Genomic DNA, 19,152 nt, shown 5'->3' with positions numbered 1-19,152 from the left:
GCGCAGTTGAGTCAGGGAGCTGTGCTTCAGACTCTGAAATGACTTGTGATTTCTTCCAGTTGTGTCGCCAGCGTTGAAAGCTCTTCACTACTGCCGGAGATCCGCTCGACCGCCTCACTGGTGTCACGGGTCATCATATTGATGGTGTTGATGTTGCTGTTGATTTCTTCTGCCACCGCGGATTGCTGTTCAGAGGCTGTCGCGATCTGGCTGGTCATTGCGGCGATATGATCGACGGATGCGACGACAAGGCGCAGCCCCTCGGTTGCCGCCAGGGCCTGTTCGCTCACCTGGCTGGTGTGGTTGATGCTGTGTTCCATCACCGTGCTGACATCCCGGCCGTGGTTGAGCAGCGTTTCCAGCATGGCGGCGGTTTCATTGGTGGCATCCTGAGTATGTTGTGCCAGATTGCGGACTTCTTCTGCCACCACAGCAAATCCCCGGCCATGCTCTCCGGCCCGGGCGGCTTCAATGGCGGCATTCAGCGCCAGCAGATTAGTTTGTTCTGCTATCCCGCGAATGGTTTCCAGCACTTGGGTGATATCATCCGAACTCTTTCTCAGGAGCGTGAGTTTCTGGTTGGCTTGCTGCATGTCGCTCGACATCACACTCAGGTTGTCCGTGCTCTGTTTTAGCAATTGTGAGCAGTCGCTAACCTTGGTCTGCGCTTCATTCCCGGCTTCTGCAGCCGATGCGATGTTGCCGGAAATATCTTTGGCTGTGGCACTCATTTCATCAATGGCGACGGCGAGATGGGCGGTTTCCTGTTCTTGTTGAGTTACTGCCTGAGCAGTTTCGACGGCACTGGCTGCTAGGGCTTCTGCTTCACTGCGTTGCTGGCCAGCCGCCAGTTTGAGCTGGTTGATGATGGTACTCAGATTCGAAGACATGGCCAGCATAGAGGCATAAACTCCCGTCGCTTTTTGCTGGGATGGATTGTGGATGCGTAAATCTCCTTCTGCAATGGCACTGGCCATCTGTGCCATTTGGTCCGGTTCCCCGCCAATGGGGCGGGTAATGTTCCGGCTGATCAGGATGGCGGCCCCGAGGATCAGCAGCGTCACAACAGCAATGACGGACAACCCGATTTGTTTGAGCTGGCTAATTGCGGCCAGTGCTTCTGCGTGGTCGATTTCTGCCACAATCACCCAGCGGTGCTGCTTCAGTTCAATCGGCGCAAATGCCGAGAGGACGGTATTCCCTTTGTAATCCAGCAGTGCATCGATGCCGCTCTCGCCCGATAACGCGCGCCGGACGGCTTCTGTGTTGACCTGACCTTGTTCCGGGTGGAGAAATGAAGCCACCACGGAATGATTGACCGGATCGAGATAAGAGTTGGACCGCATCAGTTTATCCGGACCAACCAGATAGGTTTCTCCGCTGTCTCCCAGTCCGGCACGGACGCCCATGATGGCGGTCAGGCGGTCAATTGGAAACTGAAACACCAGCACGGCAGACACCTGACCCTGATCGTACACAGGCGTCGCAATAAAACCTGCCGGGGTCAGGTAAGAGGGCAAATAAAGATTAAAGTCGATCAGCGCACTCTGACCTTTGTTAAGCTTTAAACCTTCCTCGTAAGCTTGCCGCAGCAGACTGTCCCGGAACGGACCGCTGCGCAGAGACGTCGCAAAGTCAACTTCTTTATACACGCTGTATATCACCTGTGCGCTTGCAGCATCGATCAGAAAGAGATCGTAATAACCTGATTGTTCGATCAGTTCTTCAAAAAAAGGGTGGTACTGCGCATGCGCGTTATCGTAAGTCGTGTCACCTGCCGTGAGCAGTTTTTGCTTTTCACCCAGTCCGTACGGACTGTCTGCAATATAGCGGGCCTGAAGGATTCGGGCCGTCGGGGAGAGAGCATTTACCAGCGAAGTCGCTGAAAAATCCTGATTGGGCGCGTTGGCTTTCAGGCGTGGCATAAATTGCTGGGTGTAAAACTGCTGTAAACGCGCGTCTGATTGTTCATCAAGCGGGGGGAGGTCCCGAACCCCCTGGCGGAAATCCCTGACCGCCTGAATGGTCTGCGGGTTGGCCGCTTCCAGAAAAATCTGCTGGTTCAGGGTTTCGAAATACCGTTCGATGGCATCCTGCTTCACTTCACGCAGAGATTCCAGCTGGTTATATGCCTGATTTTCCAGCGACTGGCTGGCCTGATTGAGTGTAAAGAACAAAATTGCTGCGGCCGGCAGCAGACCGGATAGTAAAAGACAACTCATCATTTTATGTTGTAGTTTCATCTCTCCCCCAAGAACTGCCGTCCAGTTACCATCGAAATTAGTTCAGCTTTTGACATGCGACGAATCTTTCCGCCGGGGGGTCAGTCATATTTATTTGTTTTTGTGATGTTAATCAGTATTCATATTGTCCGTATGGATTGGCGCAGGATATGAATACCAGAGAAGAGAAAAAATCAGGCGTCCAATTTTTTAAATGATTGTTATTTATCGTTTTATTGTTGTGATCGAGCGGGTTTTCATCACCGCATGTTTTCTGTTCGCTTCGAAACTGTCGCATTAACCAAAGGATACTGATTTTTGCTGTAAGGAGTAATCGTCGATGGGACAAAGGACTCGGCTGACTGCGGAAGACAAACAGAATCTTGTCAATGAGTTAAAACAACTCATCGCCATTCGGATGGGGAAAGCGGTGTGTGTCACGCGACAGCGTGATGATGAAAGTGGTTTGGTGGTTGAATTCACGGTGGAAGGTCAGCGCTTTGCTGAAGTCACCATCTAGCCAGGTCACTGGATGTGTCTGATATGATGCCTGATGCATCCCGTCAGTATTGACGGGCTGCATCGGTTCAGACTTGTTCTGGCTCAGGGGCCGGTTAAACCGGATCGAAGCTGGCGAGGGCAAGAATGCTTTCAATCGTTTGCGCAAAGTCCAGCCCAATCTCCCGGCTGGCCATCGGGAAGACACTGCGCGGTGTCATGCCCGGAGACGTGTTCATTTCAATCGGATAAATCTTTCCGTCATCGCCCAGAATGACATCCAGACGACCCCATCCGCGGCATCCCAGTGCGTGGAATGCCGCGAGCGATACGGCTTGAATGGCTTGTTCTTCGTCGGGAGATAAGTCACTCGGGCAATGGTAAGTGGCTGTTTGCGCACCAAACTTTGCAGTCCAGTCGAAAAAGGTTTCAGAGCAAATCTGGACCACGGGCAGGGCCTGATCGCCTAAAATCCCACAGGTGTATTCTTTACCGCTGATGAATCCTTCCAGCAGGATATTGTCATCATAATCAAAGGCTTGTCGTACAGCGGCGGACAAGTCTTCCGGCGAGGATACTTTGGTTACCCCGATGCTGCATCCTTGAGATGTGGGTTTGACGACCAGTGGATACCCCACGTGTTCAGCGGCGGCCACAATGGCTTCTGCGCTCTGTGAACGGTGCACGGCCTGCCATTTGGCATAGTGGAAGCCTTGTTCAGAGAGGACTTGTCGGGCCCGGTGCTTATTGAGACATATCGATGAGGATGATAGCCCGCTCCCGGTGTAAGGGAGCTCCAGCCAGTCGAGTAAGCCCTGAATATGTCCGCTCTCTCCTAAATTACCGTGCAGCGCAATAAAGACTTTATCCACGGATTTTAAAGCGTCCAGTGTGTCGCTCAGGCTGCAGGGATCAATGCTGATCGCTTCATCACCTAATTGATGGATTGCTTCACAAACGGCTTCACCGGAACGTAATGAAACACTGCGCTCACTGGATTCCCCTCCCATTAGTACACCTACACGCATAATCAACTCCCTCCATAGGTTTATGTGCACATATATTAATACAATGCGGTGCACTTCACAAAGTTATTGATTTATATGGTAATAGTTAATTTTGACATTGAGCGGGAATATCCGTTTCCATCAAAAACATTGCCTTACGGGTATATATGCGACCTTTTGATTGATTTCGTGAATTGTTGTTGTTTGGCATTGTTGTGATGATCTTCAAAGACAATCCTTCAGCGTCTCTGATAGCATTTACACCAAAGTTACCGGTAACATTACATAACAAGAACCGGAACATTTCACGACGTGCACGGGTCTCAGACCCGAAAAACAAAAGGAAAGTACCCATGAAAAAGTTGACCTGCACCCTGCTCGCGGCATCACTTGCCGGTACCTTTACCGCTTCAGCTCTGGCAGCGGATTACACATTCAAGTTCCAGTCGTCGGATCCGGCGGGCGATAAAAACTTTCAGGTACAGCAAGCCTGGGCAGAGCGTGTTGAAACCATGTCGGCCGGCCGGATTGAGATTGATCTGCTGCCGGTCGGCAGTGTGGTGAAACACACCGAAACCCTGGGCGCGATCAAGCTGGGGATTCTGGATGGCCAAATCACCGCGACCAGCTATTTCTCTGGCAAAGATCCGGCATTTGGTCTGATCGGCAACATGGTAGGCGCCTGGTCTGACACCACGCAACTGCTGCAGTACATCAACTACGGTGGTGGATATCAGCTGATGACTGAACTGTATGCGCCTTACGGTGTGAAGTTCATTGGTGGCTCGACCACAGGCGTTGAATCCTTTGTCTCGAAAGTCCCGGTGGATGGCGTGGCCGATCTGAAAGGCCTGAAATTACGCGCCCCGGAAGGGCTGGTTCAGCAGGTCTTTAAAGCCGCAGGTGCATCACCGGTGAATCTGCCGGGTTCAGAAGTCTTTACCGGCCTGAGTAAAGGCGTGATTGATGCTGCTGACTACACAGTTTTCTCGACCAACCAGAAAGCAGGCATGAACGATGTGGCGACCCATCCGGTTCAGCCGGGCTTCCACTCATTGCCGCTGATCGATATTTCGATGAACCAGAAAAAATGGGACAAACTGCCGGCAGATTTGCAGGCGATCCTGACGACGTCTGTCCGTGACTTTGCTTATGACATGACGACCCAACTGAAGATTGCCGATCAGCAAGCCGTGAAAGAAGCGGAAGCGAACCCGAAAATTACCATTCATAACTGGTCTGATGAAGAGCGGAAGAAGTTCCGTGAAATTGCCCGTGAACAATGGAAGATTTTCGCGAAACAGTCGCCAAATGCCGAGAAAGTGTATCAGTCGGTCACGCAATTTCTGGAAGATAACGCCCTGCTGTAATGCTGAGAACACCGGGTCGGTCAGTGGACCGGCCATTCCCCTTAAGGGCTGAATTCAGCCCTTGTTTCTGATGTCGTCCGTGTTGTGAGCTTTCCGCCATGAATACCAACCCTACGCCTGCCGGGCAGGATGAAGAGCAGCCTAAGAACGGGCTGGACGCTGCAATTGTCAACATAGGAAATTTGCTGAGTCTGCTGTTTCTGTTCACCGTCATGATTTCATTTTATGAAGTCTTGATGCGTTATATGTTTGATTCGCCAACCATCTGGGTGCATGAAACTGCCTCTTTCCTTGGGGGATCGCTGTTTATCGTCGGCGGCCTGTATGCACTGGCGACCAATAAACATGTGCGGGTTGTTTTGCTGTATGACATGGTTTCGCAGCGCACCCGGCAGTACCTGAATCTGTTCCATCATGTGATGGGGTTGCTGTTCTCCGTCCTGATGGCCTGGGCGTCTTACACCATGGCGCATGAAGCCTGGATCACTCCCTGGGGCGAAATGCGTCTGGAGACTTCCGGCTCTGCCTGGAATCCGCCGTTCCCAGCGTTGCTGAAAGGGATCATTTTCGTGTCTCTGTGTGTGTTGTCCGTGCAGTTTCTGTTGCACCTGATTGCCGAAATCCGTGGCCTGAGGAAGAAAGATGTTTGAGTTATCGTCAATGGGGATCGGCTACGGCAGTCTGCTGATGCTGGGGCTGATGATTGCCTTATTGCTGACCGGTATGCAGCTGGCTTTTGTCACCGGTCTGGTGGCCCTGATTTTCACCCTAGGCTGGTTTGGCCCGGACGCTTTACCGCTGGTCACCAGCCGCATGTATTCCTTCGTGGACGGCTACATTTTCCTCGCGGTGCCCATGTTTGTCCTGATGGCAGCCCTGCTGGACCGTTCCGGAATCGCCCGTGATTTGTTTGATGCCATGAAGTCCGTTGGCCGTCGCATCCGGGGAGGCGTGGCAGTCCAGGCGCTGCTGGTGGCCGTCGTGCTGGCCTCCATGTCGGGCGTGATTGGTGGTGAAACGGTGTTGCTGGGCATTCTGGCACTGCCACAGATGCTGCGTCTGGGGTATGACCGCAAGCTGGCGATCGGCACCACCTGTGCCGGTGGGGCATTGGGGACCATGTTGCCACCCAGTATTGTGCTGATTATTTACGGTCTGACCGCCAGTGTGTCCATTGGCGATCTGTTCAAAGCGGCCTTCCTGCCAGCATTGCTGCTGGCGCTGATGTATATCGGCTACGTGCTGATCCGATGCAAAATGAATCCGGCGTTAGCGCCACTGCCAACGGAAGAAGAGCTGGCTGAAGATGCGGCGCGGGACACCCGTTATTTCAAAGCCCTGTTCTTCCCGATGCTGTCTGTGGGCGTCGTTCTGGGCAGTATTTACACCGGCGTCGCTTCTGTGACGGAAGCCTCGGCACTGGGTGTGGTCGGGATCATGGTCAGCGCTCTGATCCGGGGCGAGATGAGCTGGAACATGCTCAAGGAAAGTGCCATCGCAACCATGCGAACCTGCGGCATGATCATGTGGATAGGGATTGGCGCCAGTGCCTTGGTTGGGGTGTATAACCTGATGGGCGGCATCGATTTTGTGGAAGAAACGATTCTGGCGTTCAGTGGCGGCAGCCCGACCCTGACCCTATTGATCATGATGGTCATTCTGCTGGTGCTGGGGATGTTCCTGGACTGGGTGGGCGTGGCTTTACTGACCATGCCGATTTTCGTGCCGATTATTACCGGCCTGGGCATGGATCCCATCTGGTTTGGTGTCGTGTTCTGCCTGAACATGCAGGTGTCTTTCCTGTCTCCGCCATTTGGTCCGGCGGCATTTTATCTGAAATCTGTCGCACCGAAAGACATCAGTCTGGGCGAAATTTTCTCTTCACTGCTGCCGTTTATTGCGCTTCAGCTGGTTGCGCTCACACTGGTGATTTTATTCCCGCAGCTGGCGCTGTGGTGGCGTTAAAGACGGACAAACCATAAGAACAATGATTTGCCCTGCAACCATGCAGGGTAAGGATGATGGCTATGACACCGAAAAAGATGATTGTGATGGGCGTTTCGGGCTGCGGTAAAAGCTCGATTGGCAGCCATCTGGCAAAAACGCTGGGGCTGAACTTCTTTGACGGGGATGATTTTCATCCGCCTGAGAATGTGCGCAAAATGAGTCAGGGCATCCCGCTCAATGATGATGACCGGGCTGAATGGCTGGCAACACTGAACCAGTTGCTTCGGCAGGAACCTCACGCAGTCCTGGCCTGTTCGGCGCTGAAGCCGGATTATCGTGCACAGTTGCGTGACGGCGTGGAAGATCTGGTGCTGGTGTATCTGCAGGGGGATTTTGACACCATCTGGCAGCGTCATCAGCAGCGTTCAGATCATTACTTTAATGGTCGCACGATGCTGGAAAGCCAGTTTGCGACACTGGTTGAGCCCGCGCAGGATGAAGCTTTGTTTGTTGATATCCGCCAGACTCAGGCGGCAGTCCTGCAGGAAATCCTCAACCGGCTGCCCGAAACCGGCTCACTGACTGAATCACCCATGGTTGAAAGGAACAAAGGATGACAGCGACTTCGTGCAATATTGCGATGATCGGTTTGGGCGTCATGGGACGCAATCTGGCACTGAATCTGCTCGAACATGGTTTTTCGGTAGCGGGTTATGATTTGCAGGCCGATCTGACGGCGCAGGCAGACAAAGAAGCGGCAGCACTGGGCAAAGCCCGTTTTGTTGCCTGTGATTCGCTGGCGCAGGTCTTGGCGATGTTGCAGAAGCCGCGTGTCATTGCATTGTCTGTCCCTGCCGGCCCGGCTGTGGATGCGGTGATTTCGGCACTGCTTGAGGCCGGTCTGGCTTTCGAGGATACCGTGATTGATACCGGCAACAGCCTGTGGACGGATACCCTGGCCCGCGACAAAGCTTATCAGGGAAAATTGCAGTTTTTCAGTACGGCTGTCTCTGGCGGTGAAGTCGGTGCCCGACACGGTCCGGCCTTAATGGCTAGCGGCAGTGCGGATGCCTGGCGTCAGGTCGGGCCGATGTGGAAAGCGATTGCGGCGCAGGTGGATGCGCAGGGAAAACCGCTGCCGCCCATGAGCCAGGGCGAAGCCTGTGCTGCTTATTTAGGGCCGGATGGTGCCGGACATTATGTCAAAATGGTTCATAACGGTATTGAATATGCCGACATGCAGCTGATTGGCGAAGTCTATCAGTGCATGAGCCAGCAGCTCGGGATGGCCCCGGCAGAGATTGGCAAAATTTTTGCGGAATGGAATCAGGGCGTGCTGAACAGTTATCTGATGGAGATCAGTGCTGATATTCTGCAGCAGGCCGATCCGGAAACCGGTCGTCCGCTGGTCGACATGATTCTGGATAAAGCCGGTCAGAAAGGCACCGGGCTCTGGACTGCCGTCAACAGTCTGGAAGTCGGCAGCCCGGCTCCGACCATTGCTCAGGCTGTGTTTGCCCGTGCGATGAGCGGACTGAAAAGCCAGCGCCGGGAAGCGGCAAACAATTTGCCGCTGATGGCCGAAGGCACGCTGACGCCGGATCCGTCTGCGCTGATCACCCAGCTGCATGATGCACTGTACTGCGCCAAACTCTGCACCTACGCGCAAGGGTTTGCCCTGATGAAAGCCACTGCTGCTGAGCAGGGCTGGCCGCTGGATTATGCAGAGATTGCGCGCATCTGGCGGGCGGGTTGTATCATCCGGGCCATTTTCCTGCAGGACATCAGCCATGCCTTTCAGCAGCAGCCGGAACTGGAGAATCTGTTGCTGGCCGCTCACTTTCGGGATGCGCTGACCGAGCGTCAGCAAAACTGGCGCCGGGCGGTTGCTCATGCCTGCCTGACCGGCGTTTCGATGCCCGGGATCAGTTCAGCCCTGCAGTACTTTGATGCGTTTCGTACCGAGGTGCTGCCTGCGAATCTGCTGCAGGCCCAGCGGGATTACTTCGGTGCACACACTTATGCCCGGATTGATCAGCCGGAAAGCAAAGCTTATCACCTGACCTGGAGCCAGATGCCCCGGCGGCAGGTCAACGTTTAATCTCAGCAGGCCCTCAATTGAGGGCCTGTATCGTTGTACTTCAAGGAATTTGAGGTTGCCTGAGGATATGCGACGGATTCCTCACCTGCTGCCGGGCTTATGGTAATCTAGTGCACTTGAAGCCAAACTCAGGGCATGCCCGATTTCAGACATGAAAGATACTCCCCGAATGACAGCCAAACCCAAACGTCCCACGCTGCAGGATGTCGCCAATCAGGTCGGTGTGACCAAAATGACCGTCAGCCGTTATCTGCGCGATCCCTCTCAGGTTTCTGCCGCTTTACAAACCAAAATCGCTGCGGCGGTCGAAGCGCTGGGTTATATCCCGAACCGTGCCCCGGATATTCTCTCCAATGCCAAGAGTTATGCGATTGGCGTGCTGGTGCCCTCCCTGACCAACCAGGTTTTTGCGGAGGTGATCCGGGGCATTGAGAAAGTCACGGGCCCTGCGGGCTACCAGACCATGCTGGCCCACTATGGCTACAGTGCTGAGATTGAAGAGAAAAATATTGCCTCCTTGCTGTCTTACAATGTGGACGCGATGATTTTGTCTGAAAGTGTGCATACCGAGCGGGCGCGCAAGATGCTCGATACTGCAGGTATTCCTGTGGTGGAAATTATGGATTCGGCTTCTCCTGCCATTTCGCAGGCTGTCGGATTTGACAATCAGGCGGCGGCTGCCGCAATGACGGAACAGATGCTGGCCAGAGGGCGGCACAATCTGGTGTATTTTGCGGCCCGGATGGATGCGCGAACGCACCTGCGTTATCTCGGTTATGAACAAGTCATGCTCGCACATGGCCTGCCCCCCCGCAGTATCGAGACCGAAGAAGCGTCGTCATTCAGCCTGGGCGCCACTTTACTGCGCCAGACGCTGCAGGAAATGCCAGCAACGAACGGAATCTTCTGCACCAATGATGACCTGGCAATCGGTGCGATTTATGAATGTCAGCGATTGGGCATTGCAGTCCCGGAGCAGATGGCGGTTGCGGGGTTTCATGGTCATGATATCAGTCAGGTGATGGTGCCTCGGCTGGCCACCGTGATCACACCGCGGGAGCAGATTGGCAAGGTCGCGGCAGAGCAGATTTTACAGCGACTGCGTGGTGAGCCGGTGACGGAGAAAGTGATGACGCTGGATGTGACCATTGCACTGGGTGAGAGTATCTGACCTTCTGTGCTTTCATCAGGCCCGAAAAAAATGGGAGCCATTCGGCTCCCAAAATATTGCCAACACAACCAATAAAGGTCTAAAGACACTTCACAACACACGGCTGAACCCGGTCACTCAATACCGTTTCAACGTCCGCGTTCAGTCCATGTTTTTGCTGACCGCCGCGTTAACACGGACGGTAATTGATCCCCATCCGGTCCAGATATGCGAGCTGGCCATGGAGGCGCGCCAGAAAATCGTCCCAGTGCCGCTGCTCCGGCGAACACCAGCACACTTCACTGATGGCCATTAATCTCGGGAACAGCAGGTATTCAAAGCGAGACTGGCTGAATACGTGCTCACACCAGAGGCCACACTGAATCCCCAGAATCTGTTTGAGCTTCGGATCAGATGGCTCCAGCGCTGCCAGAGGCCGGTAGCTGTACACGGTTTCCAGCGGCAGGAATCCGGCCCAGTTGGCGCCCGGTTCTTCTGCGCACGCACTCTGCGCCAGATCCAGATAGGTGAATTGCGCAGGCTGCATGATGACTTCATAGCCATTGCCGGCACAGTCCAGGCCTGCCTGCTCATTCATCCAGGGCAGAACAATGGTGTTTTTGCTGACTTTGTCGCCTTTCACAACTTCCTGCCAGCCCAGCATGCGTTTTCCTTTCTGGGACAGGTAGTTTTCGACAAACCGCAGCAGGTGGCCCTGAAGCTCCATCGGATCGGTATAGCCGTGCTCGTCCATCATTTTTCGGCAGGCCGGGCTGTCCGTCCATACCCCATGCGGGACTTCATCCGCCCCCACATGCAGGAAGGGCGCCGGGAACAAATCGCAGACTTCGTCCAGCACGGTTGTCAGGAAGGTGTAGGTGCCTTCAAGGGCTGGCGACAGGACGTTGTCCGAATAATTCTGGATACTGCGGTAGCTTGAATGATCTTCAGGGTCGACCAGCAGTTCCGGCAGCGACTTGATGGCTGCGCGGCAGTGGCCCGGAATATCAATTTCAGGGATGACCTGAATGCTGCGATCTGCTGCGTAAGCCACGATATCGCGAATATCCTGTTTGCTGTAGAAGCCACCGTGACGTCGGTCAATCGTTGAAAATTGCGGGATCAGCGCTTCTTCTGGCCCGCGCCATGCGCCAATTTGAGTCAGGGCAGGGTAGGCATCAATTTCAATGCGCCAGCCTTCATCATCGGTCAGATGCCAGTGGAACGTATTGAATTTCAAGCGTGCCAGTTGATCCAGCAGACGCTTGATCCGGGTGACCGGATGAAAATGGCGGGCGCAGTCCAGCATCATTCCCCGGTGACCATACTGCGGTTGATCCTGAATATCGACCATCGGCAGGGTGATCTGGTGTTCAACCTGATGAACCGGCTGAGTGGGAAGCAATTGCAGCAGGCTGGCCGTGGCATGACTGAATCCGGCTGCAGAGCTGGCTTCCAGCCAGATGGCTTCGGCTTCAATCAGCAGATGATAAGCGCCTTCGGCCAGCTCTGGTTTCAATTGATAGTGGATCTGGCCCTGAGGCTCAACCGTCAGCGGCGTATCCAGCCATGACGCCAGGGTTTGCTGCAGCCAGCGCACGCTGCCGGTTGCTGCGTCCGGGACAGAGGCCAAGGCTGTATAGCGGGACCACCGGAATTCACCCTGACGTTCCTGCAGTGCCGCAGGCGCCGGGATCAGGTTGATGGCTTTGGCCGGCGGTAAATCGAGATGATTCCGTTCTTGCGCCGGTTGTTTGAGGTTCAACGGTGTCACGACCACAGGAAGCGGCTTTTCAGACGTCGCCGTATAGAGGCAAGCTTCAGCAATCCCGTCACTGTGCAGCGTCAGCGGCGGTGTTTTGATGGCGAACTCGGTGTAAAAGTGTCCGTTGGCCTGTAATGCAGACTGAGGATGAGCTGCCAGCGTGCAGTAACTGCCGTTCTGTTTCAGGTGGCCGTGACTGACCGTGGCCGGCTCAATCCAGCGGCTCAGGATAAAGGCCAGTGACCAGGCTTCCAGCGATTGATCACTCAGGTTATGCAGCGTCAGTGACAGCCGGGTTTCGGTCTCAGTTTGATGGAGTACAGTGAAATCTAGGCGGTAGCTCATGATAGCCCCTTATAATGGATACAGGTTGTGATCGCCCTGAGCAATCAGAATGGCACCATCCATGGCATCTCCCTGCGGAGTCGCCAGCCGGCGCTGAATCGCTGGTGTCAGCCAGGGGGCAATCCGTTCACCAATGCCGCCCATCAGGCAGACCCGGTCTGCACCCTGTGCAAGTAAGGCATTCAGCCACATTTCGATGTCGGCCGCGGTTTGCTGCAACATGGCCACAGCCAGGCTGTCGTTCTCTTCGGCCAGCCGGAAAATCTCCGGTGAAAACTGACCATAATCCCGGGGACGGGCGGTTTTCGACCAGGCGACAATCGCGTCGAGATCATCGTCGAAATGGGCCAGAACATGACGTGCCAGTGCCGTTTTCGGCACGATTCCATCAACGCTCAGTAACACCTGCTGGATCAGGCGCAGCCCCATCACCGCGCCGCTGCCCTGATCGGAGATTGGAAACTCGCGGCCACCGACCACGGTGATGGCTTTGCCTTGTCTCAAGATCCCGACAGAACCCGTGCCTGCAATGAAGATGGCACCGTCCCGACCTTGCCAGGCGCCCAGACAGGCACCATAACCATCGGTATTGAGCACGACCCGGCCATAAGGATGTGGCAGCGCCATGAAGTCATACCAGGCCTGACGGTGTTCTGCGCCCGCGAGTGCCAGACCCACAGCAAATTGCCCGTAATCTGCCTCGCTCAGCCCTGCCTGCGCGGCGGCTGTCGCGATGGCGTCCTGAATGGATGCCATGGCCACTTCAGCCCCCAGCAGAATGTTGGCACTGCCGGTTTTGGCTTCGGCCAGAATCGTTCCGGAACGATCGCATATCCGGGCGCGGCAGGCGGTGCCGCCGCCATCAATGCCAACCCAGTAACGGCAAGTCTCAGTCATGTTGGTACTCCTTAAACTGCAATGCGATGGCCAGCAAATACCAGGCGGCATGGGGGATCCATTGCTCTCCCCAGCGCCAGTTCTGCAACATATCGTTCGCCTGAGGAGCCGGGTTAAATGCGATATCGGACTCATTGTCAAAGCCCGAGGTGATCCCGTTGCAAATCCCGCCTTTGGCGTTGAAGAATCCCAGATGCGGCAGATAGTCCGGGTTATTTTTGCCTTCCCCGTCCAGCATGCACAGATCGAATGGGTTGAGGCCAAGAATCCAGTTCAGTAACTGATCCCCATAATGATGCAGCTGCTGTTTGAGCTGTGGATCCTGCACAGTCGGCGCTGCCAGATAAGCCATAGCGGCCAGAGAGCCGAGCCGTGCATTTTCACCTTGCCACCAGTATCCGCTTTCATTGCAGTGCGGGATAAAAAAGCTGCCCTGTTTTTCACCATCCACGGCTTTCACATACTGCCGGGGATAGCCGAAGGGATTGGCGACTTCCTGTGTGATCTTCAGTTCAAAGCGCAGTGCATTTTCAATGACCCGGTGAATGGTAGCCAACCGCTCGGGTTCGGACTCCACCTGCTGGTACTGCAGCAGGCTGATGACGGGTAAACCGGCTTCGGCAGCGTGATAGTAAGGGCGACTGCCATCCGGCGTGGCGCTCCAGAAATGGGTTTGCTGCGTATCGCTTTGCTGACGGCTGGCCAGCCGATCAGCCCAGTGGCGCGCTTCGTCCAGATAGCGCGTTTCCTGCGTGGCTTTGTGTAATTCCACCGCAGCCAGTAAAGCGCAATATTCGTCGATGATGTTTTCCTGGCCATCGTCCAGGTATTGCTCATTGTGTGTTTTCAGGTGCCAGTAGGCGGTTTGAGCCGCCGCCAGATACGCGTCGGTGTTTGGCTGCACGCCCAGATCCAGCTGCGAAACAACCGGGCTGTTGATCAGCCGGAAAGCCGCCGCCAGTGCGGCAATCGCGATGCCGCCGCCCTGACGGAAACCTGCCTGATAGCGCTCGGATTTAATCCCCTCCTGTGTTGAATAGCTACAAATCTCCCGTTGCCCGGTGGATTTACTCCACTTATCGAACACTGTGACATAAAAATATCCCTGCGGAGAAAGCATCCGCAGTAAAAAATCCGCGCCAAAAAGTGCCTCTTCAATCAGGCGGACGCGGGAAAAGTCCGCAAAAGCGGGGTCATCGTGCAGCGACGTCAGGGCTGTCAGCATGTTCCAGACAACCATGGGCGTCTGCTGCGGATTCAGATAATTGGCATAAGACAGGTGACTGAAATATTTGCTCACGTCACCGGAAGCGTCGTACCAGCCGCCGTGTACATCCACACGGGTCTGGCTGCCAAACAGCGGGACGGCATGATCAAACTGCTCAAACTTGCCGCCGCAGCGCTGGGATTTAAAGTAGTGCAGCACATCGCTGAAGGTGCGCTGCATGAGTAAGCCTTCTCGAATCTCGAAGTCCGGTGATTCCAGCGCGCCACACCGGATCCGGTAACGGCCGGACTCCTGCCAGTCGCTGAAATCAATCCGTGCAGCAGCACCGGTGTGCCACTGATCCGTGTGCAGACTTGGGGAAAGCGTCAGTTGCATCACCGGTTGCTGATCCACACTGCGGATCAGCGTTGCCTGCGTCAGAGGCAGGGGCGACTGATGCTGAATCATTGCAATTTTACTGCCTGTCCGTTCGTACCCGAGTTGATTGATGAGCAGCTGCATAGCTTTCCTTTTTGGTGAGTCGGTGTTTGAGTCTGAAATCAGTTTTCGTACAGATAGCAGCGAACAAAATGGTTCTCTGCCAGTTGGGTGACTTCCGGCAGACGCTGGCGGCATTGCTCTGTCGCATGCGTGCAGCGTCCGGCAAACGGACAGCCCAGGCTTTCCGGAGTCCACAGCGGAATGTCCCCTTTATTGCCCGCCAGCGGATCGTGAATCGATTTGCTGGGATCCGGCACCGCTGAAATCAGCAACTGGGTATACGGGTGCTGCGGGTTGTGAATGATCGCTTCGGTATCGCCCCATTCCACCATGTGGCCGACATACATCACGGCCAGATCTTCGGCGATATAACGGGCTGTGGCGATATCGTGGGTGATATACAGCAGCGCCATTTCCCGCTCGAACTTCATTTCTTCCATCAGGTTGAGTACCCCGGCCCGGATGGAGACATCCAGCATCGAGGTCGGCTCATCGGCCAGGACGACTTCAGCACCAACCGCAATGTTCCGGGCCAGATTGACCCGCTGACGCTGACCGCCGGACAACTGATGCGGATATTTCTCCGCCGTTGCTTTGGGCGGGATCAGGCCAACCTGCTCCAGCAGATCGTAGACACGCTCTTCCAGCTCTTTTTTGTTGGCTTTGCTGACTTTGTTGTGAATCAGCAGCGGCCGGGCGATATGGTGAAAAATCGTGTGTGTCGGGTTCAGAGAGCCGAACGGATCCTGCCAGACCATCTGCACGCCCTGACGGTAGGTCATCAGGTCTGCTGTTTTGGTGATGTCCTGAATATCCCGGCCGTAGTATTCGATAGAACCGGCCGTCGGCTCGTACATCTTGGCGATCATTTTCGCGGTGGTGGATTTTCCGGAACCGGATTCCCCCACCACGGCCAGACCGCGACTTTTATACATTTTGAACGAGACCTGGTTCAGTGCCCGCATCATAGATTTTTTCAGCGAGTTACTGTTGACCGCAAAGTCTTTGACCAGGTTTTTCCCTTCGATAATCGGTGTTCCCACTGGATTGCTCATCTTGCCTCCATTCTTCTTTTACTTGTTATACAGGTGGCAGTTGCTCAAACGGCCAGGTTCCAGTTGGCGAAGCTGGGTGCTTTGCGAGAAGCAGGCATCGTGCGCTTGACTGCAGCGGGCCTGAAAACGGCATCCCTGCGGGATTTCCAGCAAGTTCAGCGGGTTGCCCGGAATCCCGGCCAGACGGGTTTTCGGCCCGGTCAGCGGCGGGAAGGAACTCCCCAGTCCTTCGGTATAAGGGTGGTACGGGGTTTCCAGAATTTGCTTGGAGGGTGCGACTTCCACCAGTTCGCCGGAATACATGATGCCGATGCGGTCGGAGAATTCGACCATCAGCGACAGGTCATGGGTGATGAACAGAATGGCAAACCCAAACTCTTCTTTCAGCGCATAGATCTTTTGCAGGATCTCGCGCTGAACCACGACGTCCAGTGCAGTTGTCGGCTCGTCCATGATGATGAGTTTCGGGTTCAGCGCCAGCGCAATGGCAATCACCAGTCGCTGACGCATGCCGCCGGAAAACTGGTGCGGATAATCCTGTAACCGGTCCGGATGGATATCGACGATTTCCAGCAGTCCCTGTGCCCGGCGAACGGCTTGCTCACGGGTGAGCTGCGTGTGGCGCATAATCACGTCACAGAACTGCTCTTCCATGGTCAGAACCGGGTTGAGCGCGTTCATCGCGCTCTGAAAGACCATGGATACCTCGCTCCAGCGAAAGCTGTTGAGCTTCTGATCATCAAATTTCAGAATATCGCCATGACCGTCGAACAGAACTTCCCCGCCTGTAATAAATGCAGGCGGCTTGTGCAGACGCATCAGGGAAAAGGCGACCGTGGATTTGCCACAACCGGATTCACCCGCCAGCCCGAAGACTTCGCCTTTCCCGATGTCAAAGCTGACATTGTTCACGGCGCGGACATCCCCGGCGTCGGTAATGTAGTCGACGCACAGGTTACGAATCGAGATTTGAGGTGTTGTCATGACTTCTCTCCTCCCTGCAGGGCAGGCTGGGCGGTTACTTCTGTGGCAGTTTGTGCCTGTTGGTTTTTCTTTGCCAGGTTTTTCCAGCGACGCAGGCCTTTGTGCGAGCGCAGTTGCGGGTTGGCAATTTCATCGACCGCAAAGTTCAGCATGGCCAGACCGATGGCAATCAGCGTCAGCGCGATACATGGGGCCAGCAGTTCCCACCAGGCACCCACCAGCATCGAAGATGAGGTCTGTACGTTATAGAGCATGATGCCCCAGCTGATGGAGTTCGGGTCGCCCAGTCCCAGGAAGGACAGGGTGGCTTCGGTCATGATGGCCAGCATGACGGAGCCGATGAAGCTGGCACCGATGATGGAAATCAGGTTCGGCAGGATTTCCACGAAAATGATGCGCCATGAAGATTCGCCGAGCACTTCAGCGGCCTTGACGAATTCTTTCTCACGCAGAGACAGGGTCTGTGCCCGCACAACCCGTGCGCCCCAAGCCCAGGAGGTCATGGCGATGACCACGGCAATCGTCAGCGGGCCGGCCTGACCGATAAAGGCTGCAATGACGAACAGGAGCGGGAGCTGCGGCATCACCAGCATGATGTTCATGGCCGCCGTCAGCACATCATCAACGCGACCGCCGAAGTAGCCGGCAGAAACACCAATCACAGTGGCCAGAAAACACACCATCAGGCCAGCACCGAAGCCAACCGCCAGCGACGTCCGCGCGCCATAGACCAGCTGCGACCAGATATCGCGGCCCATGCGGGAAGTGCCCATCACGTGTTCGGCTTTTTTCGACATCCGCAGTGTGCGTTTGTTGTCTGCCAGATTCTGTGCCACCCAGCCATCCGGATTGCTCTGAGCCGATTTGACGATGAACGATGGATATTCATGCGGATTGCCGGTCCGGCGATCCGGTTCATGCTGCGTAATCAAGGGGGCAAAAATTGCCGCGAGGAGAAAGGCACTGATAATGATCAGCCCGGCCAGCGCTTTGTTATTGTTTGAGAGTAGTTTGATAAACCCTTTCATGATTATTTGCCTCCCTTACGCAGGCGTGGATCCAGTGCCACAATCAGCAGATCGGCCATGAAGTTAAAGAACAGCATAAACATCGTCATGATGAGTAACTGACCCTGCAGTACCTGATAATCCCGGGCATGAATGGCATTGAGCATCACGGTACCCAAGCCCGGATAGTTAAAGATGATTTCAACGATTAACTGTCCGCCAATTGCCATCCCCAGCGCCATCGACAGCGCGGTGACGCTGGGCAGCATGGCATTCCGGGCTGCGTAGTTGAAGACCACCCGGTTTTCGTTCAGACCTTTGCCTTTGGCCATGGTGATGTAGTCTTCATTGAGCAGGTTGATCATGTTGTTCCGCATGCTGATCAGGAAGCCCCCGATCTGAATCGCTGTGGCACACAGCAGCGGCAGTGCAGCGTGGTAAAGCACATCCTGATAAAACGCCAGACTGGTCCAGTCCGGTAAAGTGCCTGGTGTGTAGGCGTAGCTGGTCGGGAACCATTTCAGGCCCATGCCAAAGGTAAAGAGCACCAGCATGGCGACAACCACCGGGGGCACGGCCTGGATGACGAGCATGCCCGGTGACACGAAGGCATCATATTTGCTCCCGCGTTTCCAGGCGGCGAAGATACCCAGCACGGAGCCGATGCAGAATGCCATAATCACTGCCGATCCCGCCAGAAACAGGGACCAGCCAACCGCGCCACCGAGAATATCGTTTACGGTCTGCGGGTAGAATTTGATCGAGATCCCCAGATCCCAATTCAGAATACTTTTGATGTAGGTGAAATACTGTTCGTACCATGTCTGCGCTTCGTCGAAGCCCAGCAGTTTTTTCATGGCTTCAATCCGTTCTGCGGTGACCTGGACTGAGGCATTGGCGAACATCATAGTCACCGGATCGCCGGGCATGGCCCGGGGAATAGCAAAGTTCAATGTGGCTGCAAAGAGCAGAGCAACCAGATAGAACGATAAACGACGAAGAAAAAATCCCATAACTCTCACCTTTCCCAACCAGTGACTTCCGACCCTGGGCTGAACTCAAAACGTAAAACCCCCTGACGCTGTGCGCCATACGT

16 protein-coding genes are annotated in these 19,152 nt (G+C 54.9%); 7 read left to right on the top strand and 9 right to left on the bottom strand.

Annotation, left to right across the window (positions count from 1 at the left end; genetic code table 11):
• Window positions 1–26: 26 nt before the first annotated feature.
• Entirely contained in the window at window positions 27–2,243 is a 2,217-nt protein-coding gene (locus Q4579_RS01405) for a methyl-accepting chemotaxis protein (RefSeq protein ID WP_303561051.1), read from the bottom strand.
• Window positions 2,244–2,562: 319 nt separating this feature from the next.
• Between Q4579_RS01405 and Q4579_RS01400 the strand changes: the two genes are divergently transcribed.
• On the top strand, window positions 2,563–2,742 hold the full coding sequence (locus Q4579_RS01400) for a hypothetical protein (RefSeq protein WP_211647119.1): 180 nt from the start codon (window positions 2,563–2,565) through the stop codon (window positions 2,740–2,742).
• Between the two features lie 94 nt (window positions 2,743–2,836).
• Here the strand turns inward: Q4579_RS01400 and Q4579_RS01395 are convergent, their stop codons facing one another.
• Window positions 2,837–3,748, bottom strand: coding sequence for a D-alanine--D-alanine ligase (locus Q4579_RS01395; RefSeq protein ID WP_303561048.1), 912 nt, complete (start codon window positions 3,746–3,748; stop codon window positions 2,837–2,839).
• A 332-nt stretch (window positions 3,749–4,080) separates the two neighbouring features.
• On the opposite strand from Q4579_RS01395, the gene Q4579_RS01390 reads away from it, so the two are divergent.
• From Q4579_RS01390 to gntR, 6 genes are all read left to right on the top strand, one after another.
• A complete protein-coding gene (locus Q4579_RS01390; protein WP_303561046.1) occupies window positions 4,081–5,097 on the top strand; it encodes a TRAP transporter substrate-binding protein in 1,017 nt (338 codons plus the stop codon).
• Between the two features lie 98 nt (window positions 5,098–5,195).
• Window positions 5,196–5,747: a TRAP transporter small permease subunit gene (locus Q4579_RS01385; RefSeq protein WP_303561043.1), complete on the top strand. Its 552-nt coding sequence runs from the start codon at window positions 5,196–5,198 to the stop codon at window positions 5,745–5,747.
• The gene (locus tag Q4579_RS01380) at window positions 5,740–7,062 is read left to right on the top strand and encodes a TRAP transporter large permease subunit (protein WP_303561041.1); all 1,323 of its coding nucleotides are present in this window, start codon (window positions 5,740–5,742) and stop codon (window positions 7,060–7,062) included. The genes Q4579_RS01385 and Q4579_RS01380 overlap by 8 nt, the downstream gene beginning before the upstream one ends.
• Window positions 7,063–7,124: 62 nt before the next feature.
• Window positions 7,125–7,661, top strand: coding sequence for a gluconokinase (locus Q4579_RS01375; protein WP_303561040.1), 537 nt, complete (start codon window positions 7,125–7,127; stop codon window positions 7,659–7,661).
• Window positions 7,658–9,145, top strand: a complete 1,488-nt coding sequence (gndA, locus tag Q4579_RS01370) for an NADP-dependent phosphogluconate dehydrogenase (protein WP_303561039.1) — start codon at window positions 7,658–7,660, stop codon at window positions 9,143–9,145. The genes Q4579_RS01375 and gndA overlap by 4 nt, the downstream gene beginning before the upstream one ends.
• Window positions 9,146–9,314: 169 nt before the next feature.
• Window positions 9,315–10,316, top strand: a complete 1,002-nt coding sequence (gene gntR, locus Q4579_RS01365) for a gluconate operon transcriptional repressor GntR (RefSeq protein ID WP_303561037.1) — start codon at window positions 9,315–9,317, stop codon at window positions 10,314–10,316.
• A 169-nt stretch (window positions 10,317–10,485) separates the two neighbouring features.
• Here the strand turns inward: gntR and Q4579_RS01360 are convergent, their stop codons facing one another.
• Genes Q4579_RS01360 through Q4579_RS01330 form a run of 7 tightly spaced genes read right to left on the bottom strand, consistent with a single transcriptional unit; the run spans window position 10,486 to window position 19,069 of the window.
• The gene (locus Q4579_RS01360) at window positions 10,486–12,405 is read right to left on the bottom strand and encodes a beta-N-acetylhexosaminidase (protein ID WP_303561036.1); all 1,920 of its coding nucleotides are present in this window, start codon (window positions 12,403–12,405) and stop codon (window positions 10,486–10,488) included.
• A gap of 9 nt (window positions 12,406–12,414) precedes the next feature.
• Window positions 12,415–13,302 (bottom strand): BadF/BadG/BcrA/BcrD ATPase family protein, encoded by an 888-nt coding sequence (locus tag Q4579_RS01355; protein ID WP_303561034.1) that lies wholly within the window; start codon window positions 13,300–13,302, stop codon window positions 12,415–12,417.
• A complete protein-coding gene (locus Q4579_RS01350) occupies window positions 13,295–15,031 on the bottom strand; it encodes a glycoside hydrolase family 9 protein (RefSeq protein WP_303561033.1) in 1,737 nt (578 codons plus the stop codon). The genes Q4579_RS01355 and Q4579_RS01350 overlap by 8 nt, the downstream gene beginning before the upstream one ends.
• A gap of 38 nt (window positions 15,032–15,069) precedes the next feature.
• Window positions 15,070–16,065 carry an ABC transporter ATP-binding protein gene (locus tag Q4579_RS01345; protein WP_303561032.1) on the bottom strand — a complete coding sequence of 332 codons (996 nt, stop codon included), beginning with the start codon at window positions 16,063–16,065 and terminating at the stop codon, window positions 15,070–15,072.
• An 18-nt stretch (window positions 16,066–16,083) separates the two neighbouring features.
• Entirely contained in the window at window positions 16,084–17,049 is a 966-nt protein-coding gene (locus Q4579_RS01340) for an ABC transporter ATP-binding protein (RefSeq protein ID WP_303561031.1), read from the bottom strand.
• Window positions 17,046–18,077, bottom strand: coding sequence for an ABC transporter permease (locus tag Q4579_RS01335; protein WP_303561029.1), 1,032 nt, complete (start codon window positions 18,075–18,077; stop codon window positions 17,046–17,048). Before Q4579_RS01335 ends, Q4579_RS01340 begins: the two co-directional genes overlap by 4 nt.
• Before the next feature lie 2 nt (window positions 18,078–18,079).
• Window positions 18,080–19,069 (bottom strand): ABC transporter permease, encoded by a 990-nt coding sequence (locus tag Q4579_RS01330; RefSeq protein WP_303561027.1) that lies wholly within the window; start codon window positions 19,067–19,069, stop codon window positions 18,080–18,082.
• Between the last annotated feature and the right edge of the window lie 83 nt (window positions 19,070–19,152).

Source organism: Photobacterium sp. 1_MG-2023, assembly GCF_030547945.1.
Taxonomy (GTDB): Bacteria; Pseudomonadota; Gammaproteobacteria; order Enterobacterales; family Vibrionaceae; genus Photobacterium.
Note: the sequence above shows the minus strand (reverse complement) of the source record. Positions and strands in the feature narration are given on the sequence as shown.